The organism is Lentzea sp. NPDC042327, assembly GCF_040647275.1.
Classification (GTDB): domain Bacteria; phylum Actinomycetota; class Actinomycetes; order Mycobacteriales; family Pseudonocardiaceae; genus Lentzea.
This window is the reverse complement of record NZ_JBEZBX010000004.1, coordinates 621,708-641,487: the sequence shown is the minus strand read 5'-3', so window position 1 is coordinate 641,487 and position 19,780 is coordinate 621,708. Positions and strand designations below refer to the sequence as shown.

At 71.7% G+C, this 19,780-nt stretch carries 17 protein-coding genes; 7 read left to right on the top strand and 10 right to left on the bottom strand.

Annotated elements, in window-relative coordinates; all coding sequences use genetic code 11:
* Positions 1–15: 15 nt before the first annotated feature.
* The gene (locus AB0A63_RS13690; protein WP_360389803.1) at positions 16–1,443 is read right to left on the bottom strand and encodes a prolyl oligopeptidase family serine peptidase; all 1,428 of its coding nucleotides are present in this window, start codon (positions 1,441–1,443) and stop codon (positions 16–18) included.
* 144 nt (positions 1,444–1,587) lie between these two features.
* The gene (locus AB0A63_RS13685; protein WP_360389800.1) at positions 1,588–4,686 is read right to left on the bottom strand and encodes a S8 family peptidase; all 3,099 of its coding nucleotides are present in this window, start codon (positions 4,684–4,686) and stop codon (positions 1,588–1,590) included.
* A 196-nt stretch (positions 4,687–4,882) separates the two neighbouring features.
* On the opposite strand from AB0A63_RS13685, the gene AB0A63_RS13680 reads away from it, so the two are divergent.
* On the top strand, positions 4,883–5,479 hold the full coding sequence (locus tag AB0A63_RS13680; protein ID WP_360389798.1) for a TetR/AcrR family transcriptional regulator: 597 nt from the start codon (positions 4,883–4,885) through the stop codon (positions 5,477–5,479).
* Here the strand turns inward: AB0A63_RS13680 and AB0A63_RS13675 are convergent.
* Positions 5,463–6,710, bottom strand: coding sequence for a cytochrome P450 (locus AB0A63_RS13675; RefSeq protein WP_360389795.1), 1,248 nt, complete (start codon positions 6,708–6,710; stop codon positions 5,463–5,465). The genes AB0A63_RS13680 and AB0A63_RS13675 overlap by 17 nt on opposite strands.
* A 100-nt stretch (positions 6,711–6,810) precedes the next feature.
* Entirely contained in the window at positions 6,811–7,257 is a 447-nt protein-coding gene (locus tag AB0A63_RS13670) for a VOC family protein (protein ID WP_360389792.1), read from the bottom strand.
* Positions 7,258–7,306: 49 nt separating this feature from the next.
* On the opposite strand from AB0A63_RS13670, the gene AB0A63_RS13665 reads away from it, so the two are divergent.
* Complete coding sequence (locus AB0A63_RS13665; RefSeq protein ID WP_360389789.1) at positions 7,307–7,948, top strand: GntR family transcriptional regulator; 642 nt, start codon at positions 7,307–7,309, stop codon at positions 7,946–7,948.
* On the opposite strand, the gene AB0A63_RS13660 is transcribed toward AB0A63_RS13665, so the two are convergent.
* The 4 genes from AB0A63_RS13660 to AB0A63_RS13645 all read right to left on the bottom strand — a co-directional run bounded on the left by AB0A63_RS13660 (position 7,945) and on the right by AB0A63_RS13645 (position 10,881).
* Positions 7,945–8,550, bottom strand: coding sequence for a response regulator transcription factor (locus AB0A63_RS13660; protein ID WP_360389786.1), 606 nt, complete (start codon positions 8,548–8,550; stop codon positions 7,945–7,947). The two genes, AB0A63_RS13665 and AB0A63_RS13660, sit on opposite strands and share 4 nt — an antisense overlap.
* A complete protein-coding gene (locus AB0A63_RS13655) occupies positions 8,547–9,647 on the bottom strand; it encodes a histidine kinase (protein ID WP_360389783.1) in 1,101 nt (366 codons plus the stop codon). Before AB0A63_RS13655 ends, AB0A63_RS13660 begins: the two co-directional genes overlap by 4 nt.
* A gap of 10 nt (positions 9,648–9,657) precedes the next feature.
* Positions 9,658–10,398, bottom strand: a complete 741-nt coding sequence (locus tag AB0A63_RS13650; protein ID WP_360389781.1) for a hypothetical protein — start codon at positions 10,396–10,398, stop codon at positions 9,658–9,660.
* Between the two features lie 93 nt (positions 10,399–10,491).
* Positions 10,492–10,881, bottom strand: coding sequence for an ATP-binding protein (locus AB0A63_RS13645; protein ID WP_360389778.1), 390 nt, complete (start codon positions 10,879–10,881; stop codon positions 10,492–10,494).
* A gap of 91 nt (positions 10,882–10,972) precedes the next feature.
* Here AB0A63_RS13645 and AB0A63_RS13640 point away from each other — a divergent pair, with 91 nt between their 5' ends.
* A complete protein-coding gene (locus tag AB0A63_RS13640; protein WP_360389775.1) occupies positions 10,973–12,256 on the top strand; it encodes a hemolysin family protein in 1,284 nt (427 codons plus the stop codon).
* Between the two features lie 64 nt (positions 12,257–12,320).
* Positions 12,321–13,259 carry a sigma-70 family RNA polymerase sigma factor gene (locus AB0A63_RS13635; protein WP_360389772.1) on the top strand — a complete coding sequence of 313 codons (939 nt, stop codon included), beginning with the start codon at positions 12,321–12,323 and terminating at the stop codon, positions 13,257–13,259.
* Between the two features lie 120 nt (positions 13,260–13,379).
* On the opposite strand, the gene AB0A63_RS13630 is transcribed toward AB0A63_RS13635, so the two are convergent.
* A complete protein-coding gene (locus tag AB0A63_RS13630; RefSeq protein ID WP_360389769.1) occupies positions 13,380–14,861 on the bottom strand; it encodes an alpha/beta hydrolase in 1,482 nt (493 codons plus the stop codon).
* A 36-nt stretch (positions 14,862–14,897) separates the two neighbouring features.
* Positions 14,898–16,406 (bottom strand): alpha/beta fold hydrolase, encoded by a 1,509-nt coding sequence (locus AB0A63_RS13625; protein ID WP_360389766.1) that lies wholly within the window; start codon positions 16,404–16,406, stop codon positions 14,898–14,900.
* A 334-nt stretch (positions 16,407–16,740) separates the two neighbouring features.
* Between AB0A63_RS13625 and AB0A63_RS13620 the strand changes: the two genes are divergently transcribed.
* From AB0A63_RS13620 to AB0A63_RS13610, 3 genes are all read left to right on the top strand, one after another.
* Positions 16,741–17,493, top strand: a complete 753-nt coding sequence (locus tag AB0A63_RS13620) for a DUF427 domain-containing protein (protein ID WP_360389763.1) — start codon at positions 16,741–16,743, stop codon at positions 17,491–17,493.
* 75 nt (positions 17,494–17,568) lie between these two features.
* Positions 17,569–18,192 (top strand): TetR family transcriptional regulator, encoded by a 624-nt coding sequence (locus AB0A63_RS13615; protein WP_360389760.1) that lies wholly within the window; start codon positions 17,569–17,571, stop codon positions 18,190–18,192.
* Positions 18,189–19,742: an MDR family MFS transporter gene (locus tag AB0A63_RS13610; RefSeq protein ID WP_360389757.1), complete on the top strand. Its 1,554-nt coding sequence runs from the start codon at positions 18,189–18,191 to the stop codon at positions 19,740–19,742. Before AB0A63_RS13615 ends, AB0A63_RS13610 begins: the two co-directional genes overlap by 4 nt.
* The last annotated feature ends 38 nt before the right edge of the window (positions 19,743–19,780 follow it).

The window sequence follows — 19,780 nt, the reverse complement described above, 5'->3', positions numbered from 1 at the left end:
GGTCAGGACGCTCGATCACCAGCCATGCTGTGAAGTCGGACGGCTTCGGTTCGCGTCCGAACGGTGCGGGGAAATTGCTTCGGCGTCGAGGCGTCCGCTTGCGGTGGTTTGCGGTTCGGTTGCGGGCGTTGCGTAAGGCTTGCGCAAGTCCCTGACCTTCGCGAAGAACGCTCTGGCTCGGTTCAGCAGATCGATCTTGTTGGCGCGCTGCGCGAAGGTGTGTCCCTCGCCGGGGTAGACGACGAGCTCGGAGTGCGGGACGGCCGCGTGCAGCAGCTCGGCCTGCTCCAGCGGCACATTCGTGTCGTCGGCGCCGTGGACGATCAGCAGCGGCGTGCGGATGCGGTCGGCGTAGGTGATCGGGCTGGTGTCGAGGCTGTCGCTCAGCGCGGCCTCGAACCGGCCCCACTCGCCGGTGGCGACCTGCCGAGGCCAGTGCGAGATGCCGGCACCGACGAACGCCGCCTTGAACCGGTCGGTCCGCGTCGTCGCCCACGCCGCCAGGTACCCGCCGTGGCTCCAACCCGCGATGCCGAGCCGGTCGGGGTCGGCGATGCCCCGCTCGACGAGCAGGTCGACGCCGGTCTCGACGTCCTGCCACTCCTCCAGGCCGACGCGGTGGCTGACGGCCGCGGCGAACGCGTGGCCGCGGCCGAGTCCGCCGCGCGGGTTGGGCAGGAAGGTGGCGAAGCCCTGCTGGGCGAACCACTGGGCGGACGGCACCCAGCCGAGCTGGAAGTCGTCGGCCCAGCGGTCGTAGGGGCCGCCGTGCACGAGGGTGATGAGGGGGAAGGGGCCGTCGGCCGCGCCGGTCGTGCCGGTGGGGAGGACGAGCAGGGCGTCGAGGCCGAGACCGTCGTGCGCCCGGTAGCGCAGGCGGTGCTGGGGGCCGAGCGGGATGTCCAGCGGTGCCCTGCGGCCGGGGCGGTGGGAGCCCTTGACGCGTGCGATGGGCGTTCCACCCGGCCTCGCGTCGGCCCAGGCGTCGTCGAGGCGGTGGAACTCGGTGTCCAGCCCGGTCGCGACCACCACGATCGGCGCGCCGTCCGTCTGCACGAGGTCGGTCGGGCACGCGGGCAGGTCCGCGGTGAGGTTGCGGTGGTCCTGGTCGAACACCGCCATCCCGCCCTGCAGGCCCGGCGGGGTCAGGGCCAGGTAGAAGATCCGGTCGCCCCACCACACCGGCGTGCGCGCGTCGGCCGGTGCGGGCCCGAGGTCGGTCACGGTGCCGTCCGGGGCGACGACGTGCAGAGCGGGGTTGAGCAGCCCGGGGTCGATCCGCGGAGCCGACCAGCTGAGCACCGCCCGCCGGCCGTCGGGGTGCACGGCGACGTCACCGGCGCGGGCGACGTGGCGGTGCGGGACCAGCTGGGGCGGTTCGGCGGCGGGCGCCGGGCGTGCAGCGGTCCAGTCAGCGACCATCTCGTCGGTCAGTTCGCGCACCGCGGTACCCCCTTGCCGTCGGGCTCGTGCTCCTCAGCTGACCACGGCGCCCCCGGTCGTGGCCAGGTCGTCCGGTGCGGGAAGGGAGGCCCGCGTGCCCTGTCGCCTCGTGAGCTGCCAGGGCACGCGGACCGGCTCAGCGCGTCACCGCAGCAGGTAGGCGTTGATGATCGTCTGCTCCACCGTCTGCCCGCTGCCCACCGCGCGGGCGCGCAGCGACACCGACTTCGCGTCCCGCGGGTGCGCCAGCAGCAGGCGGTTGCCGTGCACCGGGGTGGACTTCCACGTCGTGCCGCCGTCGTAGGAGACCTCGACCGACGTCACCCGCACGTCGCCGGTCAGCGACTGGGTGGTGACCGGCACGCCCCACGCGCGGCCGGCGGGTGCGGTGCCGTTGTCGTCGAGCTCCGGGGTGAAGCGGACCACCGACAGCGGCAGGGCGGTCCGGCCGGAGGTCGTGCCCGAGCGGAACGTCCACCTGCCCGAGACCTTCGTGCTCAGCGCGCTGTCGCGGACCGCCTCGGTGACGACCTCGTACCCGGCCTCGCCCGGCGCGGTGTCGTACACCGCCCAGCCGGGTTCGCCGGTCTCGAACTCGCGGACGCCGTCGCGGAGGACCGTCGTGCGGGCCGAGGTGACCGGGCTGTACCCGGCGTTGCCCGCGGAGTCGCCGAACAGCGGGATCGTCACCCGGACCAGGTCGCCGGTGCGGAACGAGTGCGGCACGTCGCGGGTCGCGGGCAGGGCGGGGCCGAAGACGGCGCGGTGGAACGGTTCCCCGTAGTGCCTGCCGGGGCGGTAGTGGCGCAGCGGGCCGTCGAGGGTGCCCGCGTAGCCGGCCGGGGAGAACAGGGTCAGGCGGCGCGACCAGTCGGCCCCCTCACCGCCGTAGTACTCCGTGCGCGGGCCGGGCACCAGGGCGTCGAGCGAGCCGTAGGTCCACGCTGCACGGCCGCGAGGGGCGACCGTGTGGCCGATGGTGGCGGTCTGGCCGTCCCGCAACGGGGGCAGGTCGACCTTCACCACGGCGAGGTCCTTCGCGGCCACGGTCTTCGACAGCCCGGTGAACGTGCCGCCGGCGCGGTACCAGGCCAGGCCGTAGAAGTCGGTGCCTGCGGTCCAGAACGTGGCGACCTGACCGGTGACCTCCTCCGAGTCCGGGCCGAGGTGCGCGAGGCCGAGGTGCGCGATCGAGCCGCCGACGGAGAAGTTGCCGACGGTGTAGGCGGTTCCGCCGTGCACCCGCTCGAAACCGGTCTGCAGCAGGCTGAGCCGCGCGTCGACCGGCGGCGTGACGTCGACCGGCCTGGCCGTGCGGGCGTCCAGGTCGATCGTCATCGGGCCGGTCACGCTCAGGTTCGGGTAGCTGAACGAGTCGTGCGTCCACTCCGCGGAGCCCAGGACGCTGCCGCTGAGGAGGTAGTCGCCCTTCTCGACGCGCACGACGCCGGTGGCGCTGCCGGGCCACGCGCGGGCGCCGGTGCCGACGTTCACGAGGAACGCGCTGAGGTGGCCCGGTTTGGCGCCGGTGCGGTCGACGGCGTTGATCGTGAGGTCGTAGCTCTCCTTCTCCAGGTCCACCACGACGGCCGTGCGGACGCCGGACGCGACGACCGCGCCGCCGACCACGCCACCGGCGGGCTGCCGCGCGACGTCCGCGGTCACGGTGGCGGTGGCGGTGCCGCCGGCGGGAACGGTCAGCTGTGCCGGCGAGACGGAGAAGACCGCGCCGTTCGTGTCGGTGGTGAGGTCCAGCGTGACCGGTGCCGTGCCCGCGTTGGTGTAGGTGATCTCCTTGGCCGCCACGGGTTCGCCGGTGTGCGGCCAGAGGTGCCGGCCGAAGCTCAGGCTGCCGGGCGAGCTCGTCACGTTCCGCACGATGGCCTTCGCGACGTCGACGCGGCCGGAGCCCTGCTCGAACGGCGTCGCGCTCGCGGCCGGCGTGGCGCTGCCGGTCAGCCGCGCCTTGAGCTGGGGACCGCTCAGGCCGGGGTGCCGCTGGCGCAGCAACGCCGCCGCGCCCGCCACGTGCGGGGTGGCCATCGAGGTGCCGTCGAGCGCGGTGTAGCCGGGTTCGACGGGGGCGCCGATGCGGCCGTCGGAGTGCAGGGCGGCGACGATGCCCACACCCGGCGCGGTCAGGTCCGGCTTCAGCGTGCCTGCCTGCGCCGGGCCGCGGCTCGAGAACTCGGCGACCCGGTCCCGGTCGTCGACCGCACCGACGGTCAGCGCGGCGTCGGCGGTGCCGGGGGAGCCGAGCGTGCCGCCCGCGGGACCGCTGTTGCCCGCCGCGACCACGAACAGCGTGCCCTTCTCGGCGGTGAGCCGGTTGACGGCCTCCTCCAGCGGCTCGACCTCGGGGGTGTCGAAGCCGCCGAGGCTCATGTTCACGACCTGGGCGCCCTGCTCGACGGCCCACTCCATGCCGGCGATGATCTGGCTGTCCTGCCCGGACCCGTTGTCGCCCAGCACCTTCACGTCGAGGATGCGGGCGTCCGGCGCGACACCGCGGTACTTGCCGCCGGACCGCGCGCCGGTGCCCGCGATGATGCTCGCGACGTGCGTGCCGTGACCGTGGTGGTCACCGGCGTCCGGCGAGCCGGTGAAGTTCCGCTCGCCGATCTCGCGGTCGGCGAGGTCCGGGTGGGTCTGGTCGACGCCGGTGTCGAGCACCGCGACCGTCGTGCCCGCACCGGTGTACCCGGCGGCGTGCGCGGCGGGGGCGCCGATCTGCCGGACGCTCCGGTCGAGGGTGGCGTGGCGCTTCGCGTCCAGCCAGACCTTCTCCACACCGGACAGGGAGAACGTGCCCGCCGCGGTCAGTCCCGTGACCGGTGTCCTGGCCGCGTCGAACGCGACACCGTTGATGCTGGGCAGGTCCAGCCCGGACTGGGCCCGCGGCGCCCCCTCGGGGTAGGTGACGATCACCGGCAGCGCACCGCCGTGGCCCGCGAGCTCGGTGACGTCGAACAGCCGCTCGTCGAGGCGGCCGTCGGCGATGAACGGCATGGCGTCGTCCGGCACCACGAACTCCCGCCCACCCGCCGTGTACGAGGTGAACAGCACGCGCTCCCGGCCCGGCGCCGGCTGCACCGCGCGCTGACCGGGCAACACCTGGTCGCCGGTGATCAGCGTGACCGGTGCGGCGCCGGCGGTGGTCCGCGGCGGCTGCGGGGGTGCGGCGGTGGCCTGGACCGCGGTGAGCAGGGCACCGGTCAGTACGACGACTCCGAGTACGCGCACCCGGTCCTCCGTGGGTCTGTGAGAGCGATCTCACGGACCGTAGTGAGGTGTTCACGCGGGTGACAAGGGATCGGAGCAGATCCGGTCCAGACCAATTTTGACACCTGCGCTCGATGGTTCGGTCAACCGTCTCAGCAGGTCCGCGCGCGTCGCCCGGTTACGGCGCCGACAGGCGCTAGGACCTAGGGTGTGCGGCATGACTGGCCTGCGGGAGCGCAAGAAGGCGGCGACACGGGAGGCGTTGGGGGACGCCGCGCGGAGCCTGTGCGTGCAGCACGGCCTCGACGGCGTGACCGTGGAGCAGATCGCGCACGCGGCCGGGGTGTCGCTGCGGACGTTCTTCAACTACTTCTCGTCCAAGGAGGAGGCCGTGGTCGCCGGTGACTCCACGGCGGCCGAGGCGTTCGTACACGCGTTCGCGTCCCGCCCGGCGGAGGAACCGCTGCTGGCCGCGCTGCGGGCGGCACTGCAGTCCACGTTCCCCGAGCACCTCGACCTCGACCGGTTGCGGCAGCTGCGGGAGCTGCGCCGCACGCCCGCGCTGCTGCCGCACGTCCTCGCGGCCTACTCGACGCGCGAGCAGGAGCTGACCGCGGTGATCGCCGAGCGGACCGGCCTGGACCCGGAGGTCGACCCCTACCCGGTGGTGGCGGCCTCGATGATCACGTCGTCGCTGCGCTCGGTCGTGCAGTGGTGGCTCGACTCGCCGGAGGCGACCAGGACGTGGTCGGGTGCCGAGCTGATCGACCGGTGGATCGACCAGCTCGGCACCGGCCTCACGCGTCCCAGCTGACCGGGAGCGCGTGCACGCCGTAGATCGCCATGTCGGTGCGCAGCGGCACCTCCGTCGCGGGCACGGCCAGCCTGAGGCCGGGAAGCCTGCGCAGCAGCTCGGTGAAGCCGACGACCATCTCGACGCGGGCGAGCTGCTGGCCCAGGCACTGGTGGATGCCGTGCCCGAACGCCAGGTGGTGCCCGCGCGGCCGGTCGACGCGCAGCTCGTGCGGGTCCTCGTACTGCTCGGGGCTGCGGTTCACCGCCGGCACGGCCACGAGGACCGTCTCACCCGCGGGGATCGTGACACCGCCGACCTCGCTCTCCTCCTTCGCGAACCGCGGCACGCCGAACGCGATGATCGACAGGTAGCGCAGCAGCTCCTCGACCGCGTTCTCGGTGAGCTCGGGCCGGGCCCGCAGCAGCTCCAGCTGCTCCGGGTGTTCGAGCAGCGCGAACGTGCCCAGCGCCAGCATGTTCGCCGTCGTCTCGTGGCCCGCGATCAGCAGCAGGTTCGCGATGCCGACCAGCTCGTCCTCGGTCAGGTCGGTCTCGGTGACCAGGCCGGACAGCAGGTCGTCGGTGGGCTTGGCCCTCTTGGCGCGCACCAGGCCCTGCATGAAGCGCCGCAGCTCGGTGCCGACCTTGATCTGCTCGTCGATCGTGGTCGTCAGGCTGAGCAGCTTCGAGGTGGTGCGCTGGAACTCGTCGCGGTCGCCGTAGTCGACGCCCAGCAGCTCGCAGATCACCAGCGACGGCACCGGCAGAGCGAAGTCGTGCACCAGGTCCGACGGCGGGCCTGCGGCGACCATCGCGTCCAGCTGCTGCGTCACGATCTCGTGCACGCGCGGCTCCAGCTGTCGCATGCGCCGCACGGTGAACTGCCCGGTCAGCATCCGCCGGTAGCGGGTGTGCTCGGGGGCGTCCATCGAGATGAACGACCCGGCGCGGCGCTCGGGCGGGAAGATCTCGTTGAACAGCTCCGGCGACATCCGCGCCCGCACCCGCGGGTTGCCGAACCGGTCGGCGCTCATCCGCGGGTCGGCCAGCACCGCCCGCGCCTCGTCGTGCCCGGTGACGACCCAGACCGCCTCGCCGCCGTGCTCGACCCGGTGCACCGGCCCCTGCCCGCTCAGCTCCAGCAGCCCCTTCGCCGGGTCGAACGGGCACCGGCCGCGCCGGGTCAGCTCAGCGGGCAGCTGGGGCCGGATCAGCTCCTGCGCGGTGCGTTGCCGCTCTGCCGTGGTCATGGAAGCGCTCCCGTCCCCGGCCCCGCGTGACGGGGCCGTCGCTCGGTGTCACCTCCACGCTACCGAAACTTGCGCATCGTGCAAGATTTTTGGCCGCCCTTTACGTCGCGAACACCTGCGCGTCGTCGGCGAACGCCTTGAACTCCAGCGCGTTGCCCGCCGGGTCCAGCAGGAACATCGTCCACTGCTCGCCGGGCAGCCCCGCGAAGCGCAGGTAGGGCTCGATGACGAACCGCGTGCCGGCCGCTGTGAGCCTCGCGGCGAGGACCTGGAACTCGTCGGGCGTGAGGAGCAACCCGAAGTGCGGCACCGGCACGTCGTGTCCGTCGACCGGGTTGTGCACCCGCTCGACCCGCGGGGCCAGGTGCGTGACGAACTGGTGGCCGTGCAGGTTCCAGTCGATCCAGGTGTCGGAGCTGCGGCCCTCGTCGAGACCGAGGACGCCGCCGTAGAACGCGCGGGCGGCGGCGAGGTCGTCGACGGGCATGGCGAGGTGGAAGCGGGGGATGCTCACGCTGGCGCCTTTCTGTTGTCTGAATGTTGACATTAGGACAACGAGGCTGGTCGGTGGAATGTGCGCTTGTTAACATTGCGCCATGGCACGGTTGGAGCCCGCCCGCAGGCGCGGCCTGAGCAGCGAGGTCGCGGACGCGATCCGGACGGCGATCTTCGACGGTCGCTACCCGCCCGGCAGCCCGCTGCGCGAGGTGGAGCTGGCCGAGGCGCTGGAGGTCAGCCGCGGCCCGGTCCGCGAGGCGCTGCAGCAGCTGGAACGCGAAGGGCTCGTCCGCACCGGCTGGCACCGCGGCGCGACGGTCGCCGAGCTGTCGGCCCGCGACGTGGCCGAGCTCGACAGCCTGCGCGGCGCCCTGGAGGTGCTCGCGGTGCGCCGGGTCGTCGACACCGCCGCCGACCTCACCGCCGTCGAGAAGGCCGCGCAGGAGATGGAACGCGCCCGCACCCCGCACGAGATGGTGCAGCTGGACATCGAGTTCCACGACGCCGTCTACGCCGCCGCCGACCACTCACGGCTCGTGCACGCCTGGGAGGCCATCCGGTCGCAGGTGCACCTGTTCCTGCTCACGCGCGTTGCGGTGAGCACGGAGGGCTACCTGGAGCACGTGCGCGACGAACACCGTGCGCTGGTGGAAGCCTTGCGGGCCGGGGACGTCGAGGGTGCTCTGCAGCTCTTCGCGGTGCACCGCAAGCACGCGTTCGACGTGCTGACGTCGAACTAGAGCCAGCCGTGTTCCTGCGCCAGCTGGAACGCCTCACCCCGGCCGGCCACGCCCAGCTTGGCCACCGCGGCCGACAGGTGGTTGCGGACCGTGCCCGGTGACAGCGACGTGCGGGCCGCGATCTGCGCCACCGGGGTGCCGAACCCGCTGAGCCGCACCACCTCCAGCTCGCGCTGCGTCAGCGGGCACGGGGGAGCGGCGAGCGCGTCGGCCGCGAGCGCCGGGTCGACCCAGCGGGACCCGGAGTGCACGCGGCGGATGACGTCGGCGAGCGTGCCGCCGGGGGAGCCCTTGGGCAGGAAGCCCTTCGCACCCGCCCGCAGGGCCTGCTGCAGGTGCGGCGGGCGGCCGCGGCCGGTCAGGACCACGACGGCGCACGACGGCAGCACGCGGGCGAGCTCCGCGGTGACCTCCAAGCCGTCCAGGGCGGGCATCTGGAGGTCCACCACGGCGACGTCGGGGCGGTGGGCCAGCGCCGCGTCGACGGCGGCCCGGCCGTCACCGGCGCTGGCCACCACCGACAGGTCCGGTTCGAGGTCGAGCAGCGCGGCGAGGGCGTCGCGGATGAGCTCCTCGTCGTCGGCCAGCAGCACCCTGATCACGCGAGCACCACGACCCGCAGCGTGAAGGTGCCGGCCGAGCGCTCGCCGGAGATCCGGCCGCCGTGCGCGGCCAGCCGTTCGCCCAGGCCGCGCAGGCCGTTGCCCCCGCGTTCGGGCGCGTCCGGGGCGACGCCGTCGTTCGTGACCGTCATCAGCACCTCCCCGTCCCGCTCGGCGAGGTCGATGATGCACCACGTCGCCCTGCTGTGGCGCAGCACGTTGGTGCAGGCCTCCCGCACCGCCAGCGCGAGCTGGGTGGCGCTGTCACCGGTGAGGCCGCCACTGTCGGGGACCGTGCACCGGATGCCGGCCTCCCGCAGCACGCCGCGCACCGCCGCCAGCTGCTCGGCCAGGTCGACCGCCCGGTAGCCGTCCACGGCGGCGCGCACCTCGCTCAGCGCCGAGGACGCCAGCCGCTGCGCCTCGAACGCCTCGGCCGCCGCCCGCTGCGGGTCCGTGCCGGCGAGCCGCCCGGCCAGCTCGGCCTTCAGCGCGATCACGGTCAGCCGGTGCCCGAGCAGGTCGTGCACGTCGCGGGCGAACCGCAGCCGTTCCTCGCTCACCGCCAGCGCCGCCCGCGCCTCCCGGCCCGCCCGCGCCTGCTCCAGCAGCCCGGCGTACCACGTCGGCAGCCCGGCCATCGCGATCACCGTGGCCGCGACCGAGGCGGCGATCAGCAGGTGGGTCGCGGGCATGCCACCGACGGCGAACCCCACCACCCCCGCCAGCGCCACCCCGGCGACTGCCGCCGCCCACCGCCACACGCCGGTGAGCAGCAGCGGCGCGAACCCCGCCGCGACCCCGCCGACCCACGCCCACGGGTGCAGACCGGCCGGTCCGACCGGCGCCACGAGCGGGATCGACACCAGTGCGGCCGCACCCAGGACCCAGAACGTCCCGGAGCGCACCGCCACCACGCACGCCGCCGCGAGCAGCACCAGGCCCAGCCCGCCGAGCCAGCGCGTGGCCGTCGGCTCGCGCAGCACCGCGACGAGCGGCACGACCAGCGAGCCCGCCCACAGCGAGTGCAGCGTCCAGCGCAACGCGGCCCGTGCCGGATCGGTCCGGGGCAGCTCGGTCCGGGAAAGCTCGGTCACCGCCACCACCCTAGAGCCACGCGATCATGATGGTGACCGCCACGACCAGGTCGAACACCCCGCAGAACTCCGACCACCAGCGCGGCACGACGGCGTTGCGGACGTGGTGCACGAGGTCCCAGACGGCGTGCGCGCCCCACCCGGCGGCGATCAGCACCACGCCGAGGTCGGCCGACGAGGTGGTGACCACGGCCGCGAGCGCCGCGTAGGCCCCGAACACGGCCAGCTGCACGCGCGGTGCCCGCCGGCCCCACATCAGGTAGACGGCCTGGCACACCAGCAGCGTCCACACCGGGGGCACCAGCGCCGCCTGCCAGAAGTCGAACGTCAGCGCCAGCGCGACCATCGTCGGCCAACGGTCGCCCAGGAACCGGATGGCCGGGTTGGTGGACGCGACGCCATGCTCGTGGCGGTAGCGGACCAGCACGAAGATCATCGCGGGCACCATCAGCAGGTGACCGCCTATGAGCACGGCATCGCGATCCACCGCACCCGACCAGTAGGGCACCAACAGCACGAGGTACGGCACCGCCATCGCGGCGCACATCTCCACCACGCGCCCATGACCGCGATAGCGCATCCACAGCGCCAACGGCACGGACATCGACACAGCCATCCACAGGACGGTGAGCTCGATCGAGTCCGGCGTCCACAGGGGTCCCAGCAGGGACATTCCCAGGAGCATCGCCACGAGCATCTCGACGCCGTGGCGCACCAGCGGCCGGACCGCGGAAGTTGTCGTCGTTGTCATGCACTGAGCGTCGAACCGACGCCCGGCAACATCCATCCGCGCGATGTCATGTCTTCACCGTGCGAAACGCACAGCCGAACCGTGCGCCTGAGCTCAGACGCTGATCTCCGCCCAGACGGTCTTGCCGTCGGCGGCCTCACGCGTACCCCAGCAACGAGAGAGATGGGCGACCAACACCAAGCCACGCCCGCGGGAGTCGGCGATGCGCGACTCGCCCAGCTGCGGCAGTTCGGCGGGTGTCCCGTCCTCGACCTCGACGCGAATGACCTCATTGGTGCGTGACATGCGCACCACCCGTGGAGCGGCCGCGTGCTCATAAGCGTTGCTGGCCAGTTCGGTGCACACCAGTTGCACGTCCAGCAGCACGTCCTCGGACAGGTCGGCAAGCAACGTCGAAGCCCACGAGCGCAGGTCCGCCAGATCCGGGTCGGAGTCGGGCAGGGGATATCGCGCTGAGGTGCGGAGCACCTCGGGAGCGTCCATCTCGATCCACCCCGTTCACGTTCTGGCTGCCCTGGCTGCTCAAGACGGCCGTCAGGTCGCGAAATACCACCGCGGGTGCTAACCCAAACGCATGGACGGCTTCGGGTTCGACCTTGCGCTGGTCGGAGTGCTGGTGTTGTTGAACGCTGCGTTCGCGGGCAGCGAGATGGCGTTGGTGTCGCTGCGTGAGGGGCAGCTGCGCGCGCTGGAACGGGATGGGCACCGCACGCTCGTGCGACTGGCACGGGATCCGAACAGGTTTTTCGCAACCATCCAGATCGGCATCACGCTGTCCGGGTTCCTCGCCTCCGCGACCGCGGCGGTGTCGCTCGCGCAGCCGCTGGTGCCCGCACTGGAGTTCCTCGGCAGCGCGGCGAACGGCGTGGCGATCGCGCTGGTGACGATTCTGCTGACGTTCGTCACGCTGGTGTTCGGCGAGCTCGCGCCCAAGCGGCTCGCGATGCAGTACGCGGTGCGCTGGTCGAAGATCATCGCCCGGCCGCTGGACGTGCTGTCGACCGTCTCCCGCCCGGTCGTGTGGCTGCTCAGCAAGGCGACCGACCTCGTGGTGCGCGTGTTCGGCGGTGACCCGAACGCCGACGAGGAGCAGATGTCACCCGACGAGCTGCGCGAGCTGGTGGCCGTGCAGAAGCACCTGAACGCCGAGCAGCGGGAGATCATGACCGGTGCGCTGGAGATCCACGAACGGCGGCTGCGCGAGGTGCTGGTGCCCCGTCGGCAGGTGGTTGTGCTCGACGCGAGTTTGACCATCCCCGTGGCGAGGGAAACCCTGGCCCAGTCCGGGCACTCACGGGCGCCGGTGGTGCGGGACGGCCACTTGGACGACGTGATCGGCGTCGTGCACCTGCGCGACGTGCTGGACGACACGGCGGCGTTGAAGGACGTGGCCCGGCCCGCACTGATGCTGCCGGACTCGTTGCGCGTGACCGACGCGTTGCGCCGCATGAAGGCCGAGCGCGAACAGCTCGCGCTCGTGGTGGACGAGCACGGCGCGGTCGACGGCATCGTCGCGCTGGAGGACCTGCTCGAGGAGGTCGTCGGTGAGATCTACGACGAGACGGACCGCGATGTCGCGAACGTCCGCACCGAAGCGGACGGTTCGCTGATCCTGCCGGGAACTTTTCCGGTGCACGACCTCGTTGACATCGGGGTCGAGCTGCCGGAGGCACCGGAGGGGGACTACGCGACGATCGCGGGTCTGGTCCTGGTGGTCCTCGGGAGAATCCCGGAAGGACCCGGAGACGTGGTGCACGTCTCCGGCTGGGAGATCACCGTGCAACGCGTGGAACACCACGCGATCACACGGGTGAGGCTGAGGTCACAACCGAAAACGCGGAATGACCAAGAGGTCTGAACCGTTACACCAGAGGCGGCCAGCTCGCCCGCACCACCTGCCAATCGGAAACGGGGGATCTGTCATGCCTGCAGAACTGAAGAACCGCGCGTCCGGACAGCAGGACGCGGACCTGGTCGGCCAGTACCTGCGCGACGTGGGCAGCACGCCGCTGCTCACCGCCGCGGAGGAGGTCGTGCTCGCGAAGGCGATCGAGGTCGGCCTGTACGCACAGCAGCTGCTCGACTCCGGCGACACCACGCGGGACCGGCGCACACTGCGCCGGCTGGTCGCCGAGGGCGAGCGCGCGAAGGACCACATGATCCGCGCGAACCTGCGCCTGGTCGTGTCGGTCGCGAAGAAGCACTCGTTCCGCGGCCTGCCGTTCCTGGACGTGGTGCAGGAGGGCAACCTGGGCCTGATCCGCGCGGTCGAGAAGTTCGACTACGCCAAGGGTTACAAGTTCTCCACCTACGCCATGTGGTGGATCCGCCAGGCCATCGAACGCGGTCTGGCCGACCAGACCCGCACCGTGCGCCTGCCGGTGCACGTCGTGGAAGAGGTCAACAAGCTCAACCGGATCGGGCAGAAGCTCTCCGCCGAGTTCGGTCGCGAGGCCACCGTGGAGGAGATCGCCGCGCACGCCAAGGTGTCCGCGCAGCGCGTGCATGACCTGCGCGACGCGGCCCGCACGTGCGTGTCGCTGGAAACGCCGGTCGGCGACGAGGGTGACTCGGTGCTGGGCGACCTGATCCAGGACGGTGACGGCGTGTCGGCGCCGGACCTGGTGGAGCAGCAGGAGTTCGTCGAGGGCGTGCGGTCGCTGCTGGAGGTCCTGCCCGAGCGCCAGGGGCGGATCATGCGGCTGCGCTTCGGCCTGGAGGACGGCCGGGAGCGGACGCTGCAGGAGGTCGCCGACGAGCTCGGCCTGACCCGTGAACGGATCCGCCAGCTGGAGAAGCAGTCGCTGGCCGTCCTGAAGTCCACCGGCCGCCCGGAGGAGCTCTTCGCTCTCGCCGGCTAAAACCGCCTGTGCTGTCTCACAACCGCGCACGAACGCCCCACAGGCCCATCGGCCCGCCCCCGCTGCCCAGGCATCTGCAAGTACTTGCAGATGCCTGGGCAGCGATGAGGCGGCGAGTGGTCAGCGGCGGTGTTTGTACAACGGCACGGACGCCGCCGAACCGGGCAGGTGCGGATTCGGGTTGGCCGCGCACACCGTGCCCGCCGCAGGCAGCTTCACGTCGAGCAGGTACGCGTTCATGTGGTCCGTGATGCACGCACTGACCCCATAAGCCGTGTGACCCCATCCCGCGTAGGTGAGCAACCGGCTGTTGGGCAGCTGACGGGCCACGGCCTGCGCACCGCGGTAGTCGGTCGCACCGTCGAAGTAGTTGCCCACCACCAGTACCGGTGCGGAGGTGCGGGCGTTCCACGGGCCCGTGTAGCGGTCGGGGTTCGTGGGCCAGTTCGCGCACGCGGCGTTGCCCCACCACCAGTACGGGCCGAACTCCGAACCCGCCTCGGCATAACGCCCGATGGCGCGGTAGGTCTCGAAGTTGCGCGGGTACTCGATGTCGGCGCACGCGTTGCCGTTGTAGGCGTCGAAGAAGTTGTCGTAGTCCGGTTCCGCGGCGGTCAGCACGGTGCCGGTGGAGGCGTCGGAGAGCCTGTCGAGCAGGGCGGCGATGGCGGGCCAGGCGTCAGGGGCGTAGCCGGTGCCGATGGCCGTGCCGATGATGGCGTCGTAGGTGTAGGTCTGGTCGCCCAGCTGGATCGGCTTGGCCTTCGCCGCGGCGAGCAAGGCCTTCCAGCGCTGGGCTGAGTTCGGGGCGAGGGGGCACGCCGCCTCGTCGCACAGGCGCAGGAACTCGTCGAACACCTCCTTGCCGGCGATGCGGTCCGACTCGATCTGGCGGCCGCCCGACCACAGCACGGGGTTGAGCACGCCGTCGATCGCGAGCGCGCGGACGTTGCGGGGGAACAGGTTCGCGTACGTCGTGCCGAGGAACGAGCCGTAGGAGAAGCCGAGGTAGGTGAGCTTGCGGTCACCGACGGCGCTGCGGAGCAGGTCCAGGTCGCGGGCCACGTCGGCGGTGCTCATGTGGCGGGCGATGGGCTCGCCGGAGCGGCACTTCGGGCCGAGGGTGCGGTAGCGGTCGAAGAACGGGCGCTCCTGCGCCGCCCGGTACGGGAAGCCGGGCAGGCCCTCGAAGAACTCGTCCAGGGCCTCCTCACTCGGGAAGCAGTGCAGCGGGTCGGAGCGGCCGACGCCGCGCGGGTCGAAGCCGACCACGTCGAAGCGGCCCCGCAGTGCGGCCGAGAGCTGGTCGCCGATCGAGTGGGCCAGGTCGACGCCGGACCCGCCGGGACCACCGGGGTTGAGGAACAGCGACCCGATGCGGCGGGCCTTGTCGGTGGCGGGCTTGCGGGTCAGCGCCACGGTGGTCGTGGCGCCGCGCGGGTCGTCGTGGTCGAGCGGCACGCGGACCGTGCCGCACTCGAAGCCGGGGTGCTCCGGTCCGCAGGCCTGCCAGTCGATCCTGGGCGCGCCCTGCTCGGCGTGCGCCACCGGGGTGAGCGTGACCATGAGCGCTGCGAGCGCGACGAGCGCGGTTGTTCGCATGGGCGAGTCCCCTCGTGTCAGCCAGGAGCGCTCTTCCTATCTCGCTGCGGCGGGGTGCGTGTAGCGACGAAAGTCGTCTTCGACCGACTGGGACGGCGCAGCGCTGAACGGGTTGGGGTTCGCCGGGCACACCGTGCCAGGCGCGGGCAGCGTCACGTCCAGCAGGTACGCGTAGATGTGGTCGGCCGCGCACTGGCTGCGCCGCCACGACACGTGTCCCCAGCCCGCGTACGACAGCAGCCGGCTGTTGGGCAGTTGCCGGGCCACGGCCTGTGCGCCGCGGTAGTCCGTTCCTCCGTCGAAGTAGCCACCCACCACCAGTACCGGTGCGGACGTGTGCGCGGTCCACGGGCCCGTGTAACGGTCTTCGTTTGCCGGCCAGTCGGCGCACGCTGAGTTCGTCCACCACCAGTACGGGCCGAACTCGGAACCTGCCTCCGCATAACGCCCGATGGCGCGGTAGGTCTCGAAGTTGCGCGGGAACTCGATGTCCGCGCACATGTTGCCGAGGTTGGCGTCGAACATGTTGTCGTAAGGCGGAGTCACGAGTGCGGTGACGCCAGGTTCAGCCGCGGCATCGGCGAGTTGGGCGAGCGTGGTCGCGATGACCGTCCACAGCTCCGATGCGTACCCGGTGAGTCGTGCGTGGCCCACGACCTGGTCGTAGGTCCACAGCTCGTCGCCGAGCTGGATCGGGTTGGCCCGCGCGGCGGCGAGCAGCGCGTCGTAACGCTGCCGCGAGGCGGGTGCGAGCGGGCAGGCGGCCTCGTCGCAGAGCCGGAAGAACTCGTCGAGCACTTCCTCGCCGGCGACGCGGTCCGACTCGATCTGACGGCCGCTCGAGTACCGCTCGGGGTCCAGCACGCCGTCGATTGCGAGCGCGCGGACGTTGCCGGGGAACAGGTTCGCGTACGTCGTGCCGAGGTACGAGCCGTAGGAGTGGCCGAAGTACGTGAGCTTGCGATCACCCAGCGCGCGGCGCAGCAGGTCCATGTCGCGTGCGACGTCGGCGGTGCTCATGTGCCGTGCGATCGGCTGGTCGCACTTGGCGGCGAGGGCGCGGTACCGGTCGAAGAACGGCCGTTGCATCGACGGCCGGTAGGGGAACAGCGGCAGGTCGGCCAGGTACTCGGCGCGCTCCTGCTCGGAGGCGAAGCAGCGCAACGGGTCCGACCGGCCGATGCCGCGCGGGTCGAAGCCGACCACGTCGAACCGGCCCTGCGTCCCCGCCGACATCCGGGCGCCCCACGCCCACGTGTAGTCGAGGCCGGAGGCACCGGGGCCGCCGGGGTTGAACAGCAGCGACCCGATCCGCCGCGCCGGGTCCGCGGCGGGCAGGCGGGTCAGCGCGAGCGTCGTCGTGGCGCCGCGCGGGTGGTCGTGGTCGAGCGGCACCACGAGCTGCGCGCACTCGAAGCCCGGGTGGTCGGGGCCGCACGCCTGCCAGGCGATCGGCGGCACCGCGGCCCACGCGGGTGGTGCGGGCGCGAGGGTGGACACCGCGACCGCGACCGCCGCGACCAACCTGGGCACGAACGCGCGCATGGCTCCCCTTCCAGCGGGCTGAGGAGCCATTCATAGCCGTGATCAGTCGGGCCGTCGATGCTTTTGACGAACTCCCAGCTGAGCGGCGATCTGATCGTGGATCGGCGTGCTCATGACGACCGGTCCCGCCGGTGCGGCGGGAGGTGTCGGACCAGCCTTGTCGGTTTCCTCCGGCATGCGAGGAGCGTAGGCATGGTCGTTGACCCCCCAACGACGCCGACCGGGATTTCACCTTCCTTGTACCCCAGTAGGTGATACCCGATCGAGCGATTTGCGCCCCGCGCCGAGGGCGGGCCGCGGAACAGCCGCCGATCGCGTCTTGTTGTGCCGGTACATGGACAACGAGCAGCGTGGCCGCGTGCGCGTGGAGCACTCGGCGAAGCGGGTCCGCACGTACTCCGGTGGCGAGCTGGTCGCGGACACGACCGCGCCGCGGCTGGTCTGGGAGATCCCGCACTACCCGGCGTACTACCTGCCGCTGGCGTCCGTGCGCGCCGAGCTGAGGCCGACGGGGGAGACGCGGCACTCGCCGAGCCGGGGCGAAGGCGTGCTGCACGACGTGGTCACCAGGGGCGGAGTGGCCGAAGGAGCCGCGCTCACCTACCCCGGCTCGCCGGTCGAGGAGCTGAGGAGCCTCGTGCGGTTCGAGTTCGCGGCGATGGACGAGTGGCTGGAGGAGGACGAGCCGGTCTACGTCCACCCGCGCGACCCGTACACGCGCGTGGACGTGCTGAACAGCTCGCGGCACGTGCGGGTGGCGTTGAACGGCGTCACGCTGGCCGCCTCGGCCCAGCCGCGCGTCCTCTTCGAAACCGGCTTGCCACCGAGGTACTACCTGCCGTTGAGTGATGTCCGGTTCGACCTGCTCCGCCCCTCCGCCACGCAGACGCGGTGCCCGTACAAGGGCACGGCGACGTACTGGTCGGTCGAGGTCGGAGGGGTCCTGCACGAGGACCTCGCGTGGATCTACCGCACCCCGCTGCCGGAGAGCCAGAAGGTCGCCGGGCTGGTGTGCTTCTACAGCGAGAAGGTCGACCTGCACCTGGACGGGGAGCTGCAGGAACGGCCGAAGTCGCCCTGGTCGTGACCGGCACGCGCCGACGAGATCCTTCACACACTGCAAACTTGCAGTGACTGCAAAAATATCCTGTACTGTCGACCCGTGAACCAGTCGGGGGAGAGCCTGCGCGACCGCAAGAAGCGCCGCACGCGTGCCGCGCTGGAGCGGGCGACGCTGCGCCTCTCCGCCGAGAGGGGCTTCGACCACGTCACCGTGGAGGAGATCGCCGCCGAGGCCGACGTCTCGGTGCGCACCTTCTTCAACTACTTCGCGAGCAAGGACGACGCGCTGATCGGCGCGGACCCGGAGACGGGCCCGCGCATGGCCGAGCGCGTCCTCGCCGCGGACGGGGTCACGCCCTTCGAGGCGTTCCGCGCCGCCGTGCTGGCGGAGATCGACGACGAGCTGAACAACGCGCGTGACCTGTGGCTGCTGCGCAAGGACGTGCTGATGCAACGCCCCGACCTGCTGGTCCGCGCGTTCGCGTCGAGCGCGGAGGCCGAGCAGCTGATCGGCGCGGCGGTGGCGCAGCGCAGCGGGCTGCCCGCCGACCACCTGTACCCGCGGCTGCTGGTGGCCGCGGGCACCGTCGCGTTCCGCTGCGCGGTCACCCGCTGGGCGCTCGACGACGAGGTCGCGCTGGGCGACCTGATCTCCGAGGCGCTCGACCTGCTCGGTGCCGGACTGGCTCACGCACCGCACCACCACGAAGGGGGACCCTCATGAGCACCGGAACCGAAGCGCCAAGACCCGCCCACAGCAGACGCGACGTCCTGCAGGCCATGTCCGGCCTGATGATGGGCATGTTCGTGTCCATCCTGGCGAGCACCATCGTCTCGAACGCCCTGCCGCGCATCGTCGCCGACCTCAAGGGCTCGCAGTCGATCTTCGCCTGGATCGTCACCGTCGAGCTGCTCGCGATGACCGCGACCGTGCCGCTGTGGGGCAAGCTCGCCGACCTCTACAGCCGCAAGCTGCTGATCCAGGCCTCGCTGAGCCTGTTCGTCGTCGGCTCGCTGATCGCGGGCTTCTCGCAGAACATCGAGATGCTGATCGTCAGCCGCGTCGTGCAGGGCCTCGGCGCCGGTGGTGTCACCGCGCTCGCCACGATCGTGATGGCGGCGATGATCCCGCCGCGCGAGCTCGGCCGCTACTCCGGTCTGTTCGGCGCCGTGTTCGGCGTCGGCACTGTGGCCGGCCCGCTGATCGGCGGCCTGCTGGTCGACACCTCCTGGCTGGGCTGGCGCTGGTGCTTCTTCATCGGCGTCCCGTTCACGCTGGCCGCGATCTGGCTGCTGCAGCGCACCCTGCACCTCCCGATCGTGCGCAACGAGAACACGAAGATCGACTTCCTGGGCGCGTTCCTCATCGTGTCCGGTGTGTCGACGCTGCTGGTGTGGTCCTCGCTGGCCGGCCAGAAGTTCGAGTGGGCCTCCGGCTGGACCGCGCTGCTCGTGTCGCTCGGCGTGGTGCTGCTCGTCGCCGCGGTGTGGGTCGAGTCCCGCGCCCACGACCCGATCATCCCGCTGTCGATCTTCCGCAACCGCACGGTCTCGCTGGCCACCCTCGCGAGCGCGCTCGTCGGCGTGGCGATGTTCGGCGGCACGGTCTTCCTGTCGCAGTACTTCCAGCTCTCGCTCGGCAAGACCCCGACCCAGGCCGGTCTGCTCGGCCTGCCGCTGATCTTCGGCCTGCTGGTGTCGTCCACCGTCGCGGGCCAGCTGATCACGAAGTACGGCCGGTGGAAGGCGTTCCTGGTCGCCGGTGGCGTCGTCATGGTCGCGGGCATGCTGCTGCTGTCCACGATCACCGCGCAGACCACGGTGTTCATGGTGGGCGTCGACATGTTCGTGCTCGGCGTGGGCGTCGGCATGCTGATGCAGAACCTCGTGCTGGCGGCGCAGAACGACGTGCCCGCCCGCGACCTCGGCGCCACGACCTCGACGCTGACGTTCTTCCGCTCGCTGGGCGGCGCGATCGGCGTCTCGGCGCTGGGCGCGGTGCTGGCCAGCAAGGTCTCGTCGCTGACCGAGGAGAAGTTCGGCCCGATCGCGACCGCCGGCGGCGAGAACGCGGTACCGGACATCACGAAGCTGCCGCCGGAGGTCAAGGCCGTCATCGCCGACATCTACGCCACGGCGACGGCGGAGATCTTCCTGGTGGGGGCGCCGTTCGCGGTGCTCGCGTTCCTCGCGGTGGTGTTCATCAAGGAGAAGCCGCTCAAGGAGCAGAGCGGGGACGAGCGACTGGCGGCGGAGATGGCCGCGGGGCACTGATCCTCGTAGTTCGGCACCGGCGCGGACCCCTGACTTTC